The 21,745-nt window shown below is 44.6% G+C and carries 16 protein-coding genes; 4 read left to right on the top strand and 12 right to left on the bottom strand.

Annotation, left to right across the window (positions count from 1 at the left end):
- Window positions 1-3: 3 nt before the first annotated feature.
- The 3 genes from KA369_02630 (at window position 4) to KA369_02620 (ending at window position 8,249) form a co-directional block, all read left to right on the top strand.
- Entirely contained in the window at window positions 4-3,603 is a 3,600-nt protein-coding gene (locus KA369_02630) for an exodeoxyribonuclease V subunit gamma (GenBank protein MBP7734847.1), read from the top strand.
- Window positions 3,593-7,069, top strand: coding sequence for a UvrD-helicase domain-containing protein (locus tag KA369_02625; protein ID MBP7734846.1), 3,477 nt, complete (start codon window positions 3,593-3,595; stop codon window positions 7,067-7,069). The genes KA369_02630 and KA369_02625 overlap by 11 nt, the downstream gene beginning before the upstream one ends.
- A 103-nt stretch (window positions 7,070-7,172) precedes the next feature.
- Window positions 7,173-8,249, top strand: a complete 1,077-nt coding sequence (locus KA369_02620; protein ID MBP7734845.1) for an OmpA family protein — start codon at window positions 7,173-7,175, stop codon at window positions 8,247-8,249.
- A 2-nt stretch (window positions 8,250-8,251) separates the two neighbouring features.
- Here KA369_02620 and KA369_02615 read toward each other — a convergent pair whose 3' ends face one another.
- The 7 genes from KA369_02615 to KA369_02585 form a co-directional block, all read right to left on the bottom strand.
- Entirely contained in the window at window positions 8,252-9,040 is a 789-nt protein-coding gene (locus KA369_02615; protein ID MBP7734844.1) for an alpha/beta hydrolase, read from the bottom strand.
- A 137-nt stretch (window positions 9,041-9,177) separates the two neighbouring features.
- On the bottom strand, window positions 9,178-10,011 hold the full coding sequence (locus tag KA369_02610) for a rhomboid family intramembrane serine protease (GenBank protein ID MBP7734843.1): 834 nt from the start codon (window positions 10,009-10,011) through the stop codon (window positions 9,178-9,180).
- A gap of 62 nt (window positions 10,012-10,073) precedes the next feature.
- Window positions 10,074-11,690, bottom strand: coding sequence for a response regulator (locus tag KA369_02605; GenBank protein ID MBP7734842.1), 1,617 nt, complete (start codon window positions 11,688-11,690; stop codon window positions 10,074-10,076).
- Window positions 11,691-11,807: 117 nt separating this feature from the next.
- A complete protein-coding gene (locus KA369_02600) occupies window positions 11,808-13,232 on the bottom strand; it encodes an FHA domain-containing protein (GenBank protein ID MBP7734841.1) in 1,425 nt (474 codons plus the stop codon).
- 244 nt (window positions 13,233-13,476) lie between these two features.
- Window positions 13,477-14,262: a 1-acyl-sn-glycerol-3-phosphate acyltransferase gene (locus KA369_02595; GenBank protein MBP7734840.1), complete on the bottom strand. Its 786-nt coding sequence runs from the start codon at window positions 14,260-14,262 to the stop codon at window positions 13,477-13,479.
- 6 nt (window positions 14,263-14,268) lie between these two features.
- Entirely contained in the window at window positions 14,269-15,507 is a 1,239-nt protein-coding gene (locus KA369_02590) for a 3-oxoacyl-ACP synthase (protein ID MBP7734839.1), read from the bottom strand.
- A 32-nt stretch (window positions 15,508-15,539) separates the two neighbouring features.
- Window positions 15,540-15,791, bottom strand: coding sequence for an acyl carrier protein (locus tag KA369_02585; protein ID MBP7734838.1), 252 nt, complete (start codon window positions 15,789-15,791; stop codon window positions 15,540-15,542).
- A 241-nt stretch (window positions 15,792-16,032) separates the two neighbouring features.
- On the opposite strand from KA369_02585, the gene KA369_02580 reads away from it, so the two are divergent.
- The gene (locus KA369_02580; protein MBP7734837.1) at window positions 16,033-16,686 is read left to right on the top strand and encodes a histidine phosphatase family protein; all 654 of its coding nucleotides are present in this window, start codon (window positions 16,033-16,035) and stop codon (window positions 16,684-16,686) included.
- Window positions 16,687-16,698: 12 nt separating this feature from the next.
- Here the strand turns inward: KA369_02580 and KA369_02575 are convergent, their stop codons facing one another.
- The 5 genes from KA369_02575 to mnmG all read right to left on the bottom strand — a co-directional run bounded on the left by KA369_02575 (window position 16,699) and on the right by mnmG (window position 21,495).
- Window positions 16,699-17,187 carry a MogA/MoaB family molybdenum cofactor biosynthesis protein gene (locus KA369_02575; GenBank protein MBP7734836.1) on the bottom strand — a complete coding sequence of 163 codons (489 nt, stop codon included), beginning with the start codon at window positions 17,185-17,187 and terminating at the stop codon, window positions 16,699-16,701.
- Between the two features lie 9 nt (window positions 17,188-17,196).
- Entirely contained in the window at window positions 17,197-18,042 is an 846-nt protein-coding gene (locus KA369_02570) for a PstS family phosphate ABC transporter substrate-binding protein (GenBank protein ID MBP7734835.1), read from the bottom strand.
- Window positions 18,043-18,316: 274 nt separating this feature from the next.
- The gene (locus tag KA369_02565; GenBank protein MBP7734834.1) at window positions 18,317-18,838 is read right to left on the bottom strand and encodes a hypothetical protein; all 522 of its coding nucleotides are present in this window, start codon (window positions 18,836-18,838) and stop codon (window positions 18,317-18,319) included.
- 66 nt (window positions 18,839-18,904) lie between these two features.
- A complete protein-coding gene (gene rsmG, locus KA369_02560; protein ID MBP7734833.1) occupies window positions 18,905-19,621 on the bottom strand; it encodes a 16S rRNA (guanine(527)-N(7))-methyltransferase RsmG in 717 nt (238 codons plus the stop codon).
- A gap of 14 nt (window positions 19,622-19,635) precedes the next feature.
- The gene (gene mnmG / locus KA369_02555) at window positions 19,636-21,495 is read right to left on the bottom strand and encodes a tRNA uridine-5-carboxymethylaminomethyl(34) synthesis enzyme MnmG (protein MBP7734832.1); all 1,860 of its coding nucleotides are present in this window, start codon (window positions 21,493-21,495) and stop codon (window positions 19,636-19,638) included.
- Between the last annotated feature and the right edge of the window lie 250 nt (window positions 21,496-21,745).

Here is a 21,745-nt window from a genome sequence, read left to right as displayed (position 1 = left end):
ACCATGCCAATACAATTTTTTTTCAGCAACTCCATTGAAGCATTGACTCATAACCTTGCCGATGAAATAGCTCGGCACGGGGACCCCTTCGATCCCTTGACCATAATTGTGCCAAACCCCTATGTTCAGAAATGGATTCAACTCAAGATCGCAGAGCGTAACGGCATTTTCATGAATGTCACGTTTCGTTTCCTCAATGACGGTCTATGGGAATTGCTGGATTATCGGAACCCGGACAAAAAAAAACCTTCCCTCCTGGATCAAAAAGATATACAGCTGTTGCTGTATCATGCGATAGCCTCCATCAATCCTCAAAATGAACATTGCAGGCTCATACGACAATACCTGTTCGACACTGATAATACAAAGAAAAGCGATTATGATTATAAGATATTCCAGTTATCATCAAGGCTTGCCCGTTACTTCATGGAATACGAATTGTACCGTTCAGACATGATCCATTCCTGGATGATGGGTGCCCTCAATTTGAACAACGACATTGAGTCAGCCCAATGCCATCTCTATCGAACGCTTTTTTCAAAAGGTGGGTACCGGGATTCAATTCTTAAAACATGGTTTACCCTTCCCCAGTACTGGAACCACCTCTCAGGAAAGCATTCAGACTGTTCTCCCAAAAGGTGTATCATCTTCGGCGAATCACATCTTTCACCATTCCATGCATCGATGATTTTCGAACTCGGGAAAAATAATTCAATTGTCATGTATCAGATCAATCCCTGTTCCGAATTCTGGGAAGATATCCCCACCCCCGGTGAAGAGCGGTGGCAACGAATTCGTTCTATCCCCATAGAAGAAACGCAGGATGGATCAGCATTATTCTCTGATGAAAATGAAAATCCGCTCCTCAAGCTATGGGGTAAGACCGGAAGAGAAACCATAAAACTCCTGAGCATTATTGAAGAAGCCGGCAGCAGGGACGGTTTCTGCACCTCTCACTGGATTGCTCCGAAACAAAACCAACCGGCTAGCACAACCCTTGCCATTGTCCAAGATCAGATTTTGCGAAGGTCAACGTGGATTGATCCCGACGCCCGTATAAATCAGGATACCACCATTCAGATTGCATCCTGTACCGAGCTATACCGCGAGGTGGAAGCCGTATTTAACAGCATACTGTATAACCTTGAACGCGACAGTACCCTCAGAATGACCGATATTGCCATAATGGTCCCTGACATGGCCCTCTATGGGCCGGTCATCCATTCCATTTTCTCCCGCGAGCCACGACGCCTTTCCTACAGCATAATCGATTCCACCGCCATCACAGACAGCCTCTTCGCACAGGCGGTGGTGTCCCTTATTGAAATCGCAGCCGGGTCCTTCACCCGTTCAGAGGTGATCTCTCTCGTTCGCAATCCCTGTTTTTACAAGGCCCACGCCATGACCCTTGACGACATCATGGATTGGCTTTCCTGGGTTGAAAAACTCAATATTTACCGCGGCTTTGAAAAAAACGAAGCGCTAGACCCGGAGCAGAATTTATTTACCTGGCGCCAGGGACTTCTCAGACTCCGCTATGGGAGAATAATGGAAACGAGGGCATCTTCAATCCACGAGGGCAGATTTCTTGATTTCAACAATATCATTCCATTTTCGGATATCGCCAGCGGTGACCAGCGTCTCATTGATACGTTCAATGACGCCATTGAACTTCTCCATGTTAAAACTAAAGGGCTCGGTTCCCTTGAGGCATCGCCTCTCGAATGGGTCAATCATGTTAAAACACTGATAGCAGAATTCCTGACCATTCCAGCGGATAGGCCCGATGAAACCAATGTCTATTCCAGCCTCATGGAAGATCTGAACCGATTTGCCATCCTCGAACAACTCACTGTTACCAATGAACGGCCATTGCTGTCCATCACCGCTCTGAAAGAATTCATCATTGATGCCCTCACCGGCATTACCAGTGCTCAGGGAAGCTATTTAACCAGCGGTATAAACATATCAGCCCTGGTTCCACAGCGGCATATTCCTTTCAAGATCGTCTATATCATGGGCATGCAGGAAGGATTGTTCCCAGGCCCCAGGGATCTTTCGACCCTGAATCTGATGACCCAGGCTCGAAAGATCGGCGATACGACACGTCCCGACATCAACCGGTATCATTTTCTTGAAATCCTTCTTGCCGCAAGAGAAAAGCTCTATATCACCTATATTTCCAAGGACCTTCAGAAGGATCAGGATTTTAATCCTAACTCGGTAATCGGTCAGCTTATAACCTATGTAAGCAATCATGTCGTAAAAAATACATTTAATATAATTACCATTCCGCCATCTGGAAGCAGTATTGACTACCTGCGTCATGGTCCGGCTTTCATTGAATATTCAGACCTGATTCAGGCCGATTTACGCGGCTCATATCAACCTGTTAATTACAGTGAATCTGACAGACTTATTATGCTCAATAAATTATCACGCCTGTATTCATTGGATGAACGAGTAGCCATTCAACTCTCAGACCGCTTGCAAAACAAAACTCCTGATTTTTCCATCCCCCGGGCTAAAGAAGCAACACAGCCTGTAACTGCATCCGTTTCATTCAATGACATCAGATCATTCTTGATGAACCCGGCCGAATCTGCCCTGCGGTGGCATCTTTCAATATATGACACTGAATCAGATGATCGTGCCGTTGAAGCCACTGAGCCCTTTTTCTCCGTCTACCCGTCAAATCATGAATTTATCATCAATTCTCTTACATTTGCTCTCAGATCAAAAAATGCCACTGATCTTAAAACATATATGGGCAACTATTATCGGCACTTGAAGCTCATGGGTTTTATGCCGATCGGTGCCTTCAGTGATATTGATTATAATTCGTTGCAGGCAGATGTGCAAAGGCGCTTCTGTAACGGCCATAATCTCCTGGACTTTATTCTTGCCCGGAATTCCTATACCTGGCATCAGGCTGTGTCAATCGGCCCAAATAAGTCAGGCATAGTGCCAGACAAGTTTTTTCCATCAATTCAATGTCCTGTTACCGACCATGATCTAACTATTACCGTAGAGCTGAGCGGATCACTCCCTGCAATTTGGAAAAACCCAGAGACAGGCGATTCTGAAACATTGGTTATGACCAACAGTTCAAAGCCTTCAGTTCTTCATCTCATCCTTCCATTCATATTCTATGTTGCTGCCGCATCCAATTACAATGCGGATTTTGGAGAACTTATAGGCTCAGGATCCTTTACCATCCATGTGTCGCATCAAAAAGGGATATCGTCCTATCCCTTTAAACTGACCGAATCAGAGAGCAGGCACTACCTGCATTCTCTTTTAAAAGATTTCCTTAACGCAGAGAACTTCGACCTGCTCCCCATTCCGATACTGAGTGATAAAAGAATTATACACATTCCCACCGTGCATGAAGACCCTGATGAAGAAGGGATAGCCGGATACCGTCAGACCCTCGTGGACATGATCGACGATGATGCCGAGAAGATGTATCCGCTCTACCGGCCCATGGCGCTTCTCGATCTTGTAGAACCAGAGGTTCCCGCTGATGCGTACATTAAAGTCCGCAACCGTTTCGGGATCCTTTTCACCTCATTTATCGGGAGTGACCATAGTGACGAATGATCCCCTTAAAGATCCGATCCCCGTTCACAGCATTGATCAGATAGATCTGGATTCCCATGCTGTTATAGAAGCCTCGGCAGGCACTGGAAAAACATATACCATTGAAAACCTGGTTATTGAGCTGTTGAAAAGAGGCAAGGTCGTCAATCTTGAAGAAATTCTTGTTGTAACCTTCACGGAAAAAGCGGCGGCTGAAATCAAAAAACGCATACAGGAGAACCTAACGGCAGCGCTGGATACATATCCATCTGAAACGCTCAAGATGTCCCTTGACAACTTTGATTCTGCATCGATTTTCACGATCCACGGTTTCTGCAACAAGCTACTCCAGGAATTCGCCTTTGAAAATGATGAGCAATTTCAAGGGCAACTGACCGATGACAGGTCCGTATACAAGGATGTTCTGCATCATATAATGCGAGACCTATGGCCGAATCGATTTGTTGAAGATTTGAGCAAGATACTCAGGATATCCCTCTATCCGGGATCGACCGCCGGAAGTCTCAGTTCCTGGGAAAATGAAACAATAGAAATAGCGTTGCGATTCCAGTCTTATGGCAATGACGTTCTTATCCCCAGCCATGAGATAGACATTATTTCAACTCTGAACGAAATTGAATTACAATGCCAGACCTGCCTTCATGAATTGGAACAGCTTATAGGTTTCATCGATCCCGGCGATATCTCCAAGAGTGATTTCCCGGCCCGCTATGCTTCGCTCAATATCAATAAAAACAGCATGGCCAAGCGGCTTCGGATAATAATGCGAATTGTTGAACTAATCGTGGAACATAAAGAAAAGTCCTGTGATCCCAATGCTCTTGATGATTTCATCACAGGCCTTAACCTGGGTGACCAGGGATTTTATGAATTGAATACTCGTTGGAACAAGGATGGCTCCGACTACAAAGAAAAACTACCGCGTCTTATTGAAATCATTGAGGTTCTGGAAAAACTGAGAGCCCTTGATATCGCCACGCTTCGCCATGCCCTCACCACAGCCACCGTGAATGAGCTGAAAGAATTAGCACTTCAGCATAAAAAAGGAAATGGATTATTGAGCTATGATGATATGATAACCCGCGTCTATAGCGCTCTCAGCACGAGGACCTCCCTTTTGAAGAGTGCGCTGCAGAAAAAATATCGCTATGCCCTGGTTGACGAATTTCAGGATACCGATATGCTTCAATGGCGCATATTCCGCACAATCTTCCTCGATTCAGGAAAGAACAGGCTCTTCATTATCGGGGATCCCAAGCAATCCATATATGGATTCCGCGGTGCCGATATTCATGCCTACTACACCGCCCGTGATGATATGATTTTTCACTTCAATGCCGGGTATTATAGTCTTGATCAAAACTGGCGGTCCACACGTTCACTTATTGCCTTATACAATGCTATTTTTGCCGAAAAAAAATGGTTTTCCGACGACACTATTCATTACCTGCCCAACCATTATCCGCAAAGCAAAAGCGATGATACTCGCTGTATTGACGGGTCCCTTACTGTCCTGGATTGTGGAACCTGCAGCGGTAGTGCTGCTAAATATAAATCGGCCCGTTATATCGCCCATGAAATAAAGGCTATGATTTCCGCCGATCCGTCAATTAATCTCAATGAAATAGCAATTCTAGTGACGAAATGGAAGGAAGCTGAAGCCATCGAAAAATTCCTGAAAAAGAAAAAAATCAATTATTCCCTTTATAAAAAAGAAGGACTATTTCAATCAAAGGAAGCCCTTGAAATACAGCTGCTCCTTTCTGTTATAGCGAGCCCCCATGATTTAATGGCCAGAAAAAAAGCGCTGCTCACGCGTTTCTTCCGTGTTCCCGTTCAACAGTTGCTTGATTATACCGGCATGCTCCATGATCATCCGGCCGACCGACTTTTCGCGAAATGGATCCGGCTGGGATCGGAAAAAAAATGGCCTCTAATCTTTCAATCGTTCCTTGAAGATACCGGCATTGTCTATTGTTCCGATCTGGACGATCATGACCGGGCGCTTATCAACTATCGCTCAATATTGCAAAACCTCGACATGGAAGCATACCGGAACAATTACTGCATCCAAGATCTTGTGGACCATCTAGCAGGCCTGCGACGGAATGATGCATCATCCCACGATGATTATAATATACACGCCATCGATATGGATAATCCCGGCGTTCAGATTCTCACAATTCATACCAGTAAAGGCCTTCAATTCAAGACGGTATTCATTGCCGGGGGATATACAAAAAAAAAGACAGCGCCATTCTGGACATATCACGCCAATTCCGGCAGGGTCTTTGACCTGGTCATGAGCTCTGATCATCAGTCACAGTACGACCGTGAGGCCAACAGCGAGGAGGAACGCCTTTTCTATGTTGCCCTAACCAGGGCAAAGGAGAAGCTCTATGTTCCCATATTCCAGCCGGGCAGCAGGTCGCAGAGCAGTGCCGGTATATTGGGCAACAAACTTCTTACAGCCTTGAAACAGCTGCGCAAGCAGGACCGGGTGGACTGGCGCTCCATTGAGACAAGATATGATGAAAATGCACAACAAATCACTGAACAACTCAAGCCTGCCTTTGATATGGCAATTCCTGAGCCATTAGTCCCGGAATATGCGCAACAATTATATGACCGCAGAATACGTATTGATTCGTTTTCCGGACTAAAAGCAGCTATGTACCATGAACCGATCGATCAGGAATCTCCAAAATTCGGCAATACCATTCCTGATGCCAATGATTATGATGAAACATTCCTTGTCGCCGGATTCGCCTCATCAGATCATCAAAACACGCACGATCTTCCCCATAGCAAAGATACCGGAATCATGCTCCATAGCATTCTTGAGCAGATCGATTTTCAACTCGCAGGTAACGCCACCGATCCGGCTGAGCTGACCGCCTCGGGCACAGAAACCGGAACGGTAATCGAAAAGTCCATTCAGCTCCATATGAGCCAATTCATTTCAGCAGATATAAATATTCTTCGAGAGCAGACCGCACGAATAATCTGGCATACCCTTAATACGCCTTTGAACGGCTCGGATCTGATTTTGAAAAATTTAAAAAACAGAATGCACGAAATCGAATTCTATTACTCCGTCCCCGCTGGTACTCATTTCATAGTACCTGAAACAGCTGCCTGCGGCGATTTCATGCACGGATTTATCGATATGATTTTCGTCTTTAATGATAAATATTATATTCTTGATTGGAAATCGAATTTTATCGAAGAAGGATATTCCTGGGATGCCATTGAAAAAAACATCCATGACATGGGCTATGATTTACAGATGAATATCTATGCCACAGCACTCCTCCGTTGGCTGAAAAACCTGATTCCTGATTTTAACTATGAACGTCACTTCGGAGGCATATACTATCTGTATCTCAGGGGCATGGATCGCAATAACCCACAGAGCGGCATTTATTTTTATCGGGCTGACAAAGAAGAATATATAGCACGATAGTGAGCCAACTGATTCATTTCAAGTCATCATCTGCATTCATGATTAGGCTTGACTTCCCATACTCCTCTATGTAATTTATTGATACAGATAATATGGAGTGGTTATGATAAAGAAATTAATCGTTATTCTTATACTCTTATCTATCGCCGGCCTGGGTATCGGCTTTATTCTCTATACGGACATCGCCATGGTCCAACTGCCGGTTTTGATACAAAAAAATCCAAAAATTACTTTTGTCCTCGGTAACGCCTCATACAGGAAATCCCCGTCGGAAAAATGGGAGATAGCAATCGTGGGTCAAACACTCGGCCTGGGATATGAAGTAAAAACAGAGAATAATTCGCACATGGATATACGTTTTCACGGCGACATGGCCATCCGTGTTTCTGAAAACAGCATGATGAGAATTGATGAAATGTCTGTCAGAAAAATACTGCTGAAGCTGAACAGCGGATCCATGTATGGAAAATTCGAAAAGCTATTCAAAGATTACGATATAAAAATAAAAACACCGACCGTCGTAGCCGCCATCCGCGGCACGGAGCTTGGTTTCGATATACAAGAAGATACAAAGGAAATGAAAAAGCTGCAATTAAAACAGAAAAAATCGGCACAACAACCGGGTGAAGAGCAGGTGATCGAACCCCTGTATATGTCGACCGTATATTCACTTTCCGGCATAACGGAGCTTAACAACCCGGCTTTTGTAGACCAGAGAGTACTTTTATCATATCAGAATAAAATACTGATCAAGGAAAAAGAACCGCCGGCAAACCCCCAAAAAATGACGGATGATGAAATTGCGACCATGCGGTCCATACTTAACTCCATTCATACCGAGGAGGTTCTTTTTATATCAGATAAAATCAATTTTGAAGTGAATAGTGCAACAATCCTTCCCGATTCATACAAGGAATTGGAAAAAATTGAAAAGATCATAAAGGAAAAGAACGTCAACGTACGTATCGAGGGGCATACCGACATACAGGGCACGGCGCCATTCAACCAGACATTATCAGTTCAAAGGGCTGAATCGATTAAAAAATATTTAACCCAAAAAGGGATTGATCCCAAACATCTCGAAGTGGCCGGGTACGGTTCAAGCAAACCGATAGGAAACAACCGCACGCCCGCTGGAAGAGCTCTCAACCGCAGGGTGGAATTTATCATTATTGAATAGCATCACCGAATACTATCAATAAAAGATGCAACGGAATAGTAGAATTCATCGGGATTGTCATTCATGGGAAAATGCCCGCTTTTAGAAATACAAATTGCTGGCAGGTCTCCCAGCATACGCAGCACCTTCATGAATGAATTAAATTCTCCGTACACATAGACCTTTGAGCAGGTCAGCTCCAGGAATTGTTTCAACAAGATACCGCTGTCAGACCATTGGACCAGCGACCGGGCAGAAAGGTACAGAGCACGGGGATCCGCCTTTTTCATCAGGACCGACCAAAGCCTCCTTCCCGGTTCGTCAGACATGGCCATGGAATGGATCATTGCCGGCAGCTGCTTTGTTTTAAAATTCTCGAAACTGCTCGATGATTTCCGACGACTCACCGTGCAATCCTGGCCGATCAAATTTCCCTCAACATTAATAAATGAGGCTACCCGTTCATGGATGGAATCTGCCAGTAAAAGTCCCACGGCGCCGCCCATGCTGTGTCCGATTATGTGCACCCTTTTATTGGGAAAATGCGAAAGAAAGGAACCGCATACCGCAGCAAGCTCTTTCATGTCATAGGAAAAGTCATCCAACCCGGCTGAATTGCCAAACCCGGGCAGATCAAGAGCAATTATGGAATACTCGCTTAACGCCTTTTGCGACCAGACATCATGATAATTTTCTTTCGCACATCCAAGGCCATGGATGCAGAAAATCAGGTCATCACCCCTGTCCCTGATTCTTGCAGCCAATTGTATTGGACTGTTATTGTACTCGAGTGACACCATCTGCGTATGCATATTTCAGTATACAACAGCACAGATACAGTTTCAAGAATATAAAATACCCCCGCAGCAAAGCTCAAGGCATTTTGCGTGCCTCGATAAAAAAAAATCGTCCCCAATCTGGAGGACGATTGCATATTATTATTTAATAATCAATGCAGTGTTTCATCCCTGTCAGGATAGTAATGCTTTCGGGCCCATTCAAGTTTTTTCTTTTCCTGCGGTGTCAGGGAACTCATGCCCTGGCGCGCAATTTTTTCCAGAAGCTCGTCAATAATTTTTTTCGACTCTATTCTCGTCTCTATCACCTTTTTCTTTCTTCTAATCCTCATTTTCTTAAAGAAACTTGAAAGGAATCCCCCATCCGTCTTCTTTTCAGATACCCCGGCATTGGCTGATCGCCGTATGCGGAGAAAAAAGTATACCAGGCCCGTAATGAGGCCGCCCAGGTGCCCAATATGGCTTACGTTACCGCCGGTCCCGGCAGCTGAGGAAAGCATGCCTAAAAATTCGATCAATCCAAAAATCATCACCAGATATTTAATCTTGATGGGGATGACAAAATAGAGCAGCACTTTTCTATTTGGCCAGGTTACGCCATAGGCAAGGAGTATGCCGTAGATAGCGCCGGATGCTCCGATAGTCACGGGATTTATCCCACTCCTGGCATACATGAGGTAGTTCATGAGGGCAATGAAAAATCCCGCGCCTATCCCGGAGATCAGATAATACCTGAGAAAAACGGCGCTTCCCCAGTTCTGTTCCAGCTCTCCCGCAAACATCCATAATCCCAGTAGATTAAAAATAATATGAAACCACCCGCCGTGGAGAAACATGTAGGTGACTATCTGCCACAGCTTGAATTCCTGTATGAATCCGACATGATTCATCCCGAAGAGATGCTCTACATACCCGGGATAGAATATTCCTAGGATCTGCTGACAGATAAAAATGCCCCCGTTGATGATCATCAGCTTTTTCACCATAGGGGTCAGGGGACCGCCGATTCTAATATTGACATTCTGCCCGTACATAACAATGCTCACGATTATTGCAAATCAGAAATGAATCGCATGCGGATTTGATCAAATTCTTCAGCGTTTTCCATGAATATCTTCAATAGCTCAGGATCAAATTTATTCGATTCGTTTTTAAATATATCCAGTGACTCTTGATGAGTGAAGGCTTTTTTATAGGGCCGCGCCGTTGTAAGAGCGTCATAGACATCGGCTATTGCAACAATCCTGGCTGACAGAGGTATTTCAGTGCCTTTTAGGCCATAGGGATACCCGCTGCCATCCCAGCGCTCATGGTGGTACAGGGTGATATCAAGTGCCATTTTTAAAAATGAATCCTCTCCCAGGTCCTTGGACGCTGTTTTCAAGGCCTCGTAACCGATGGTAGCGTGCCTCAGCATGATCTGCAACTCTTCATCGGACAGCTTATCCTTTTTAAGCAAAATGCTGTCCGGGATACCCACCTTCCCAATGTCATGAAGTATTGAGGAATCATACATGTCCCGGATGAATTGGTTGGTGATCTCATTATTGCCGGAATATTTCATTATCTGCGCTATCAATACGCAATAGCTTCGAATGCGCTCAAGATGGTCGCCGGTTGTCCTATCCCTTGTATCGGCGATTTTGCTCAGGGCAAATATCATGCTTTTTTGTGTCTTGAGTATTTCCTTTGTGCGAATCTCGATGGTATGCTCCAGGTTTTTCGTATATTGCTCGATCTCAGCTATCAGCTCGCCCCGTTCTATGCTGAAGGAAATCTGGCCGCCAATGGATTCGAGAAACGTGACATGGCTTTTTACAAAGGCTTCCACGGATCCGGATGCGAACAGAAGAAATCCTCGATTCACACCTTTCATGATCAGCGGCAGGATAAGAAGCGATTTGTATTCTCCCTTGATGAATTCTTTGATGAACTCTGATTCCGAATAAGCCTTGGGGAAATCCTGTACATCATCAATTGACAACAAGGCCTTGGTCATCGATACATCATTGAGAATCGGGTCATCCTTGGAAAACTTTGAATCGGTTGTGAATACTGACTTCCGGTCCGAATCCACAAGCTTGACCCCGACCATCCCTGTTTCCTTGTTGATGATGAGAAGAACCAGAGTATCGAAGGGTATGATTTTTTTCAACGTGCTGTTGAGGGAATGGAAGATATCATCGGTGCTTTTGCCCTGGTTCAGCATGGTGATAATTTCGTTGATCTGATTGACCTGCTGCAAGTACCGGGTTCTCTCATCATTCAACTTTTTTCGCTCGATCGCCCTTTTTATTGAATGATCAAGGATCCCGAAATCAGTTATCGGTTTTGTAAGAAAATCATAGGCGCCGGTCTGCAGGGCCAGTATGATGTCCTCACTGGTGCCATAACCGGTGAGGACGATCTTTGGTATGCTGGGAAAATTTTCCGACATGATCTGCAGCAACTCTCGGCCTCCCATCTTGGGCATCCGCAGATCTGTCAGGACAAGATCAAATGGTTCAGAATTTAACTTATCTATCGCGACTTCGCCATTATCTGCTGTTTCAATGATATAATTCTTTCCGATCAGATACTTGGATAATACCTTACGAATAAAGGGCTCATCATCCACTATCAGTATTTTACTTGCGTCCTCACTGGTGAAGGGATTATGTTTCATCGATCTCAGAAATAATATTTTTGTTTTGATTTATGCGCAGCATCAAAAGCCCGCTGGATAAACAAAAATTAAAATATGTGAAGAAGTCAAGGATTTTATATCGCCGGTGTCAATTATTCATTCACCCCGCAATGGCGAGGCACGAAAAATCAGTTTCGTAGATCCAATGGTTATTTCATCCCAGTCATGGAGAACTTTCGGCCGCAGGAGCTTTTTATCATTTAAATAGGTACCACGATCGGAGATCAAATCAAACAGCGTATACATCCCCTGGATATTCTTTATCTTGGAATGCTTTTCCGACACGGATGAATCGTTGATAAAAATGGTGCTGTCTTTTCCGCTGCCGATGATAATATCCTGATATTGAATTGGATATTTCTTCCCGATTGCAGATCCGTTTTTTTGTAACAGCCAGGCGCCACCGATACTCCTTTCAAATGCAGCGCTCGCATCTTCGAGAGGCGTCATGGACGCCAGATCATCATGGACGGGAACAGATCTCTGCGTATCTTCTGTCCTTCTCTTCAACAGCTCTTTTTCCCTGTATAAAAAGAAACAAATCACAGAGAGCATGATAATCAAGAGAATAATGTTGAGGACGATAATTGCGTTGTTCGATATGATGGGGCTGCCACTCCCCTTCTTATCTAAAAAGAAAACTTCTGAATCCCGATCCCGTATTTCCTTATGCTTTAACCGCAATTCGATGCGGTGGTTCATGCCGTCTAAATTCAATTTTGTAGGATAGGATACCGTATACCTGTTTTTCATAATGGATATGATAGTTCGATACATTCCGGAGACGTCATTGCTATTGCTGTATATTAATTTGCCGCCCGTGCGCTGTGAAATCCGGGCCATGGACCGGATATTTTTTGAATCCTTGCAGCAAATAAAATAGATGGGGACCATAGCATTGCCGGCGAACTGAATGACGTCCTCCTCATCGACGCTGCTCCCTTCGTCCTTGCCGTCGGTAAAAACTATTACCTTCTTATTAATCAGCTTGGCCTTATCCAATAATTCAATGGAATCATAAATAGACGTGTAGAGGAGCGTTTTGCTTCCATGACGCTCAATTCCACCGATGTTTTTCATGATTTCATCAGTATCATGAGAAAAGCTATTCAACAATTCAACATTGTCATTGAACCGGTACACCGCGATTTTGTCATTAGCGCCAATGCTTCCGGCAATGTCCCGAGCCGACATTTTTATTTTTTTTAAAAATTTTTTACTGATGCTTTTACTTGAATCAATTGAGAATACGAGGTATAAATAATTTTCCGGTTCAGGGGCTCTCATGATTGTCAGAGGTTCTTCAATTCTCAAACCATCCTCATCAATGATAAGGTCATTATCACTCAATGCACCGGATGAACAGTCAATTCCACCTATTGTTACTGATACTTTTACTTTAGGGAATTCAGATGTGGCGTCAATTTTATCGATCTTAAGATACTGGCCGGCCATTGCCGTTGAGGAGAAGCTAGGAGCCAAACAGACAAATACGATTGCTCCGACGATAATTCTGATCATGCTATTACTATAATTTCCCATGGCTCATCACAGTGATATCAGTTTCCATTAAATTCTGTCGTTATTGATTACAGATATCTGCTCCCAAAAGAATGGGAGCATACAACATCACCCAGGAATCATACTCCCCGTACCTCTATTATCGGTCGTTATAATTATTTTAATTATCAGAGATATTTTTAAACTGCTTTTAAAAAGACGCTTTCTGTATGCCTTTCATACAGGCAAAATCCAATCTATTTTTTCAATTATCTGGCTTTTTATCTATTCTATGCTGGATAAGCTGCAAGGCTTTATCGCGCATGATACGCGCCTGAATGTGAGAATGACCTGTATCATCCGGATCAATTCGGCCTACGCGCTCAACGGTAATTCGATTCTTCAGACATGTATTGAAAAAGAATTTGCCCGGGGTAAATAATGTATCTGAATTATTGATATATAAAACCTCTACGGGCATCCGACACTGGGCGGCAATTGAAAATGCTCCTTTCTGAAAGTGCCCCAGTGCCCCGTCTCGACTCCGCCGTCCCTCAGGAAAAATAAAGAGGACGCCCCCTTTCTGGAAAAAGTGAGACATTCCCTGTATTCCCTCTCTCATAATCTCCCTGGATTCGCTTGATTGAGCAAAGGGTATATACCCGCCGGACTTCATAATCCATCGCATGATCGGTATGGTAAAGAAAATCCCTTTCACAATCGTTCTATGCCGTGGAAAGAGCGATATCAATAGAATTGGATCAAGGTATGATCGATGGTTTGCTACAACCACCGCAGATTTTATTTGCATGACCTCAGGGCTAATATCCAGGGAAAGCCCCGGAGTGATGATTTTGAGAAGCATGAAAAACACTTTATAAAAGACATGGTTTATCTTCTGAAATAGCGACTCCTTATCAGAAGTAAATGGATTCAAAACAATAAGCAAGGGTATATAAAAAAAAAGGTATCCAAAAAGAAAATAAATCCAGCATATAAGTGTAATTATAACATCAAGGGGAGCTTTAATGACCCTGTAAATGAATGACATACAGAATCATTTCCATTTTTGTATGAACAGGCAGGTATTAACTCCGCCAAAGGCGAAATTCTGTATCGATGCTATCTTCACTTCACATTCCTTTATTGTGGACACATGTTGTATCATATCGCACCGCGGATCAACCTCCTCCAGATTCAGAGTAGGAACAATGACGCCCTCCTGAAGCATGTACAAGGTAAAAATGACCTCGATGACCCCGCAGCTGCTCATGGTGTGACCGATATAGCTTTTAAGTCCGGATACCAGCGGCCCGGCGCCGTATTCCGAGTGTATCGCCTGGGCCTCAACGACATCACCAACCTTGGTGGATGTTGCATGGGCGCTGATAAAGCCTACTTCATCGTGATTGATCCGCGCGTTTTCCAGGCCCATCCTGATGGTCCGTTTAACCCCATCAGCATTGGGCAGTATCAGATCGCCGCCGTTGCTGCTGCAGGCAAATCCAATAACCTCGGCCAGGATCGTTGCCCCCCGCCGTTTCGCGTGTTCATACTCCTCGAGGAGGACAGCCCCCGCTCCTTCGCCGACCACCAGTCCGTCACGCTTCACGTCAAAGGGCCGCGGGGTCAGATGGGGCCTGTCATTATAGGCCGTGGAACAGGCCAGCAGATTATCGAAGACGGCGACGGTTGTGGTATCGTATTCGTCAGCGGCGCCGCAGATCATCGCATCCTGGAGACCGTATTTTACCGCTTCGTATCCGTATCCAATGGACTGGCTGCTGGTGGTGCACGCGGTACAGGAGGATATAACCCGTCCTGTGATGCCGAACATCCGGGTAATATTCACCGCTGTCGTGTGCACCATGGACTTCAGATAATCCGTGGCGTTTACTTTCGCGTAACCCTTTAGCTCCGGATCGAAAAAAGCTTCATATATATGGCGCTGAACCGTGGGGCTTCCATGGGTAGATCCAAAGGCTATGCCTACTCTGCCGGATGAGAGGAACTCCTGGTCCAAACCCGCCTGTTCAATTACTTCCTTGGCGACCTGGCAGGCATAGTATGAAACCGGTCCCAGGGTTTTGGTGAATTTTCGGGAAAACTCATAGGCGATTTCATAATCGACCAGGCCAAAGACTTTCGAATGAAGGTACTTGGAGAGCAGATCGTCTTCCTGCTTGATATTCTTTATACCTGACACGCCGTTAATCAGGTTGCTGAAAATGGCTTTCTTCCCGTGCCCGATCGGCGTTATGGCTGATTCCGCTGTTATGACGACTCTACGTTCCATGTTAGTTCTGGCTCTTTACCTGATTCGGGTTATTATCTTTTTTTCATAACACCTTCGATAAAATCGCAAATCTGATTGATCGAGCGGATTTCCATGGCCTGTTTTTTTTCTTCCTGTGTCAAGGGAGACGCGATAAAATCCTCAACGTATTCAAGCAATGCAATGGCATCGATACTGTCGAATTCATATTTTTCAGTGAGATTATCATCCAGATCCGGATTCTCTATTTCAAATTCATCCCTCAGTAATTCAAGAATCTTTTCTACAATTTCTTGTCGAGTCATGTAACGCTCCTGCAAATTTATGCCATGCATATTCTCCCAGAGACATGCCTGACGCTCTTATAGCATTTCTTAAGATATAGTTATGTACAGATACAATTCATAAGAAATCTACAAATCGTGAAAAATGAATAGACCCACCACAATTTGCGACAAAAAAAAAGTCAAGACAAATTAAATGTATCATCAGACACACTCCGATAACAGCTTGACTGAAAGATACATCGGTTCCAGATATGTTTTCATGATAGAAAACAATCTTAACATACCGGAAATACACGGCGCCATAGCCATCATGGTTCGCCATGCAGAGCGTCATCCCATCAATAAAATGGCAAACGCCCTTGACCTGCTGCTGACGAGCAAAGGCAAAGAGGATGCGTACAACCTCGGGCAAAGCCTGGCGCGCTATAGCCCCATTGCAATATACCATAGTCCCGTACCCCGGTGCAAGGAAACTGCTGACTGCATCCGTGAAGGTATCTCAAACGCCAAGCAGGTCGCGACCCTGGAGGGTTTTATCTTTGATCTGGGAGGTCCCTACATAACCGGTATTTGGGAATCAGTGGTTCGCGCTATTGAAGAAATCGGCCAGACGAAATTCATTCGAAAATGGTTCGATAATGAGCTGCCCGCCGATCTAATTATGTCTCTCCCTGAGGCTGCTCGGATACAATTATCGATACTGGTCAACCAGCTTAATTCACAAAGGCATTCCACTGTCAACGTCACCCATGACTGGAACATCATGATCATGCGGGAATACTACTTTAATTTGCGCCATGAGGATATCGGCGATCCAGGGTACCTGGACGGCCTGTATGCATTCTACGAGAATGATAGATTATTCCTCGGCTACCATAACCATGTCATGGAGATCAATCCGCCGCCATGGTAGTCATGATTCTTATTATGTCCCACCGCAGTCAGAGACCTTGTTCTTGAGTAATTCAACGGCATGGGGAATAGCAGCTTCGATGAAACCCAGGTTTTCCCGAACCGCCTTGGGACTCCCCGGCATGTTTATTATGAGACTCCTTTTCCGTATACCGGAAACGGCCCGGGAAAGCATGGCGTGGGCCGTCACCTGAAATGACTTCATTCGCATTACTTCGGCAAATCCCGGGGCCTGTTTTTCCAACACATCCAGGGTTGCTTCCGGCGTAACATCCCGCGGCGCAAAGCCCGTTCCTCCTGTTGTAAGGATCACATTGATATCAGCATCGGAAAGCTCGATCAACGCTCTTTTTATTTCCTCATATTCATCGGGGACAATCAGCTCTCTCTGAACAAGATACCCTTTACCCTCGGCCCACTGCCGGATGGCAGGTCCTGACAAATCCTTGCGCAGGCCCTTCGAAGACCTGTCACTCACGGTTATTATGCCAATGGAAATCATATCACTTCCCTATTTCACCTGTTTATTAATGAGATCCACAGGAATAAATCCCGCCTTCTTCATCATATCCTGGCCGGTTTTACTCGTGCAGAAATCAATAAATGATTTCACATCCCCGGCATAAACCTTCTCGTTTGCGTAAAGGTATAACTCACGGGAAAGTGGATAATATTTCTTTTCTGCATTTTCCACTGTTCCGCTGAACCCGTTGATATTGACCGCCTTGACGCCGGTAGTGAGAAATCGTTTGCTGACATAACCCACGGCAGAGGGGTGCCTGGCGATATAATTTACAACATCGACATCGGATTTGACCTTGACGCTCGTTTCCATAGGTTTCTTAAGCTCGAAGAATCTCTCATTCATGAGCAGTTTTGTTCCCGAATTGTCATCCCTTTCGACAACAATGATTCTTCCCGGCTTGATCTCTATAACCTTCCAATCCTTGATCAGCCCGGAATACATGTCGGCCAGCTGACCCTGAAATAAATTTTTGATCTGGTTTGATGGATGCACGATGGGAACAATTATATCATAGGCAATTATAAATTCTTTTACGATGACGCCCTTCTTCTGGGCTTCCCACACCATCTGGGCCGGCATTTTAACCGAAGAACTGGCCATGTCACAGGTTCCATCACTCAACGAGGTCAATCCCTTCAGAGAACCTGTCGATATAATTTTAATAGCTGCTCCATGGTTTTTACTATACGATTCAGCAAGACTGGCCAACGCCGGTTCCATTGTCCTTGATCCGCGTATCTCTATTTCCTTCCCGTTTTTCTTTCCACAACCGGAAACAGATAACCCGATAATAATGATTGAGCACAATGCATAAATAATCTTTTGTATCATTATAGAACCCTCATATATTTTTCCGTGATTTTTTATTCTCATTATTCATTGGTTAAAAGTCAACAGACTTATTCTAAACCCGGGATAATTATTCCAATAGTCACCGTCTATTACGCCGGACAAGGCAATGATGTGGATATTCAATTATTGCTCATGTCATGCGTTTTTCATCATAACTAAAAGCATAACACTTGTTATTTTAAACTGGTTCCGTCACCTCTGCTGCCGGAACCGCACCATGGAATATCCGGCAGTGCATTATGGACGCCAAAAATTATCTGGTTTCGCTGGTTTCCCCCCTAAAGACAATATAGAAATCTATTGAATCATTCATGCCATCGTCCGCCACGGCTGTGCCCCGGTCAGGATAGATATAGACAGCATTGGAATCGCTCTTGACCAGATAAAGATTTCTCTTCCCGTAATTGAAAATGAAACTGTTAATACCGCTCCGTAAATTGACGGAATCAAGGGTCACCCTGTTATTATTCAAGCCAATAACGGCGACAACTTTCCCATGGAAGACACAGGCTGTATACTTGTTCTCTTCATGATAATAGAGTGTTTCAAAATATATTTTTTTCCTGCTGTTTACATTGAATACATTTTTAAAAAGTTCTCCGGTGGCGCGGGGCTTTGATACTTTGTATTTCATCCGACCGACACGCTTAAAAACATCCTCAATGTCCTCATTTATGAGAATCCCTTCAGCGCCGATTCCAGGCACAATGAGTGTGCTATCACGCAAAATCCTATCATAGGGGATCGTGTCCTCTTCTGCTTCTGCAATAGACATAGAGCAGATCACAATCAGCCCAATGAAAAATAGTATAGCTCGTGTCTTCATCAAATTTATGGGTCCTTATGCCTTTAATCGGGCTATATCCCTTTTTATTGCAGCCGTCTTCCTGGGATACCTGCTCTCTGTTGCTCCTGACTTAAAAAAAAGAAGACCGGTATCGCCGAAGCCATACTCAGTATATCTGGACCGTTGCAGCAACGTCAATCCCACCTCTGTTGCGTGATTACACATAGAAGATGACAGCTCTTCAGGTGCAGCATGAGAATAAACATACAATAGCCCCTGCTTCTTTAGAAGAGGAGCACCCACTTCAAGAACAAAAAATATCTCTCCCAGAGCGCGCGAAAATACGTAATCACAGGTTTCCCTCATCTCTCCCCTGGCAAGATCTTCTAGCCTGCCGTTATGCACCTGTAAATTTTCTATCCCGCACTTCTGGATCACGGATTTCACAAAGGAGATTTTTTTACTGTTTGAATCAATGCATAGGCCTTTCCAATTTTCATTGAATATAGCAAGGGGAACTCCCGGGATCCCTGCCCCGGTCCCGATATCGGCAAATAATGTTCCACGTGGAACATTCAATGAAAACAGGGGATCGAGGCTTCCTACAATCAAATTCTTAATTATATCCTCAACTGTTTTAAAACCGGTAATATTAAATTTTTTATTCGTTTCATGGATCAATTCAGCATACTTGATCAGCTTAACCTCCTTATCAGAATCAATGGTTACTCCGGTCTTATTCTTCCATTCCATCAGCAACACGTGTTCCACGTGGAACCTCTCTTTCACTTTTTCAAAGATTCAATATGTACAAGCAGTATGGATATATCCGTAGGATCAACCCCTGAAATTCTCATGGCCTGGCCCATGGTTTCAGGTTTGATCATATTCAACTTTTCCCGCGCTTCCTTTTTTAATCCTGTAATGGAGCCATAATCAATATCCCTTGGTATCGATTTATGCTCCATCCGTTCTATTTTTTTTATACGCTCCTGGTCCCGCGCAATATATCCTTCATACTTGATCTCCATTTCAACAATCGGTGCAAGATCCGGATCAAAATGCTCATTAGAAATAGCCATTATGTTCTGTATGGTAACATCAGGCCTCTTTAACAGCTTATCTATTTTATATTTACCCGGTGATACGGGATTCCCATCACCGCTCGTAATAATCTTTTTGTTCAACTCATCTATTTCTATTGTTCTATTCTTGAAGCTGTTGATCAAGGAATAGATTTTTTTGTATTTTTCATCCATTGCTTCGTAGATCTCTTTCTCGATCAGCCCGTTTTCATAGCCGTACTTCATCATTCTATAATCAGCGTTGTCCTGGCGAAGTATCAACCGATGCTCTGCCCTTGATGTGAACATACGGTACGGTTCATTGGCTCCCTTTGTGACAAGATCATCGATCAATACTCCAGTATATGCTTCATAGCGCTTGATGATGAGAGGCTCTTTCCCCATCAATTTATTCCCGGCGTTTATTGAAGCAATGATGCCCTGCGCCGCTGCCTCTTCATAACCGGAGGTCCCGTTTATCTGGCCCGCGTGATAAAGCCCGGCTATTCTTTTCGTCTCAAGGGTTGAATATAATTCCGTGGGAGGCACAAAATCGTATTCCACAGCGTAAGCCGGCCTCATTACTTTGACATGTTCCAGCCCCGGTATCGTTCGTATCATTTCAAGCTGGACATCTTCCGGAAGGGAACTGGAAAACCCATTGATATAGAATTCCCTGGTCTGATATCCTTCAGGTTCAAGAAAAAGCTGATGGCGCAATTTATCAGAAAAACGGACCACCTTATCCTCAATGGATGGACAATACCGTGGGCCCACTCCCTTGATGACTCCCCCGTAGAGCGGGGACCTGTGCAGGTTTCGTTTAATAATTTCATGGGTGTCGACAGTGGAATAAGTAATCCAGCAGGGGACCTGTTGCTGCACGATCTTTTCCGTGGAATAGGAGAATGGCACCGGCTTTTCGTCAGGATGCTGTACTTCGCATTGTGAGAAATCTATCGACTCTCCATTAACACGGGGAGGCGTCCCGGTTTTCAAGCGCAACACCGGAAATCCCAGCCTTCGCAATGAATCAGACAATGTCTCGGAGGAAAAATCTCCCAGCCTTCCGCTTCGCTCCTGGTACTCTCCAATGTGTATGAGTCCCTTTAAAAACGTTCCGGTGCATATAATGACAACTTTCGCGCAATGCTCCTGTCCTCTTTTCGTTTTTACACCGGCAACAGCCCCTCCCTCTGCGATGATCTCCTCGACGATATCCTGTATCACCTCAAGGTTTTTCTCCGATTCGAGAACGTGTTTCATCCTGAACTGATAGTTTTTTTTATCCGCCTGGGCCCGCGGCGCCCATACCGCAGGCCCCTTGCTTTTATTGAGCATTTTAAAATGGATCCCGGTCTCGTCGATGGCCCGCGCCATTTCGCCTCCCAGCGCGTCTATCTCCTTGACGAGGTGTCCCTTGGCCAGGCCGCCGATTGCCGGGTTGCAGCTCATCTGCGCAATGGTGTCAAGATTGCCGGTGAGTAGCAGCGTTTTGAAGCCCCTCCTCGCCGAGGCCAATGCCGCTTCTACACCCGCGTGACCGGCGCCCACTATCACTATGTCATAGTTCCGTATCATCCAGTTCCCTATTTCAACTAATAGTTACAACAGTTATTGTGATAGACGGTGATTTTGAGTCAATTGATTAATACATTCTTGAACCAAGGGCTTTGTATTATAATTAAACATCGGTTGTTTATCATGGACTCAATGTACATACGTTTTTTTTAATGACCCGGCCAGACAAAATACCCCCGTCCCGATGCATCGGGACGGGGGTATTTTGTCGCATAATGTTTTGCGCACTCTAAAACTCCGGAGCAGACCT

This window comes from Spirochaetota bacterium, from assembly GCA_017999915.1.
Taxonomy (GTDB): Bacteria; Spirochaetota; UBA4802; order UBA4802; family UBA5550; genus RBG-16-49-21.
This window is presented reverse-complemented; position numbering and strand designations above follow the sequence as displayed.

What these genes read in the sequence shown, in the direction of transcription:
- mnmG (MBP7734832.1), bottom strand. Translation starts at nt 21,495, where the DNA reads ATGATACGGAACTATGACATAGTGATAGTGGGCGCCGGTCACGCGGGT.
- KA369_02620 (MBP7734845.1), top strand. Translation starts at nt 7,173, where the DNA reads ATGATAAAGAAATTAATCGTTATTCTTATACTCTTATCTATCGCCGGC.
- KA369_02600 (MBP7734841.1), bottom strand. Translation starts at nt 13,232, where the DNA reads ATGATCAGAATTATCGTCGGAGCAATCGTATTTGTCTGTTTGGCTCCT.
- KA369_02590 (MBP7734839.1), bottom strand. Translation starts at nt 15,507, where the DNA reads ATGGAACGTAGAGTCGTCATAACAGCGGAATCAGCCATAACGCCGATC.
- KA369_02630 (MBP7734847.1), top strand. Translation starts at nt 4, where the DNA reads ATGCCAATACAATTTTTTTTCAGCAACTCCATTGAAGCATTGACTCAT.
- KA369_02580 (MBP7734837.1), top strand. Translation starts at nt 16,033, where the DNA reads ATGATAGAAAACAATCTTAACATACCGGAAATACACGGCGCCATAGCC.
- KA369_02615 (MBP7734844.1), bottom strand. Translation starts at nt 9,040, where the DNA reads ATGCATACGCAGATGGTGTCACTCGAGTACAATAACAGTCCAATACAA.
- KA369_02570 (MBP7734835.1), bottom strand. Translation starts at nt 18,042, where the DNA reads ATGATACAAAAGATTATTTATGCATTGTGCTCAATCATTATTATCGGG.
- KA369_02595 (MBP7734840.1), bottom strand. Translation starts at nt 14,262, where the DNA reads ATGTCATTCATTTACAGGGTCATTAAAGCTCCCCTTGATGTTATAATT.
- KA369_02585 (MBP7734838.1), bottom strand. Translation starts at nt 15,791, where the DNA reads ATGACTCGACAAGAAATTGTAGAAAAGATTCTTGAATTACTGAGGGAT.
- KA369_02575 (MBP7734836.1), bottom strand. Translation starts at nt 17,187, where the DNA reads ATGATTTCCATTGGCATAATAACCGTGAGTGACAGGTCTTCGAAGGGC.
- KA369_02565 (MBP7734834.1), bottom strand. Translation starts at nt 18,838, where the DNA reads ATGTCTATTGCAGAAGCAGAAGAGGACACGATCCCCTATGATAGGATT.
- KA369_02610 (MBP7734843.1), bottom strand. Translation starts at nt 10,011, where the DNA reads ATGGTGAAAAAGCTGATGATCATCAACGGGGGCATTTTTATCTGTCAG.
- KA369_02605 (MBP7734842.1), bottom strand. Translation starts at nt 11,690, where the DNA reads ATGAAACATAATCCCTTCACCAGTGAGGACGCAAGTAAAATACTGATA.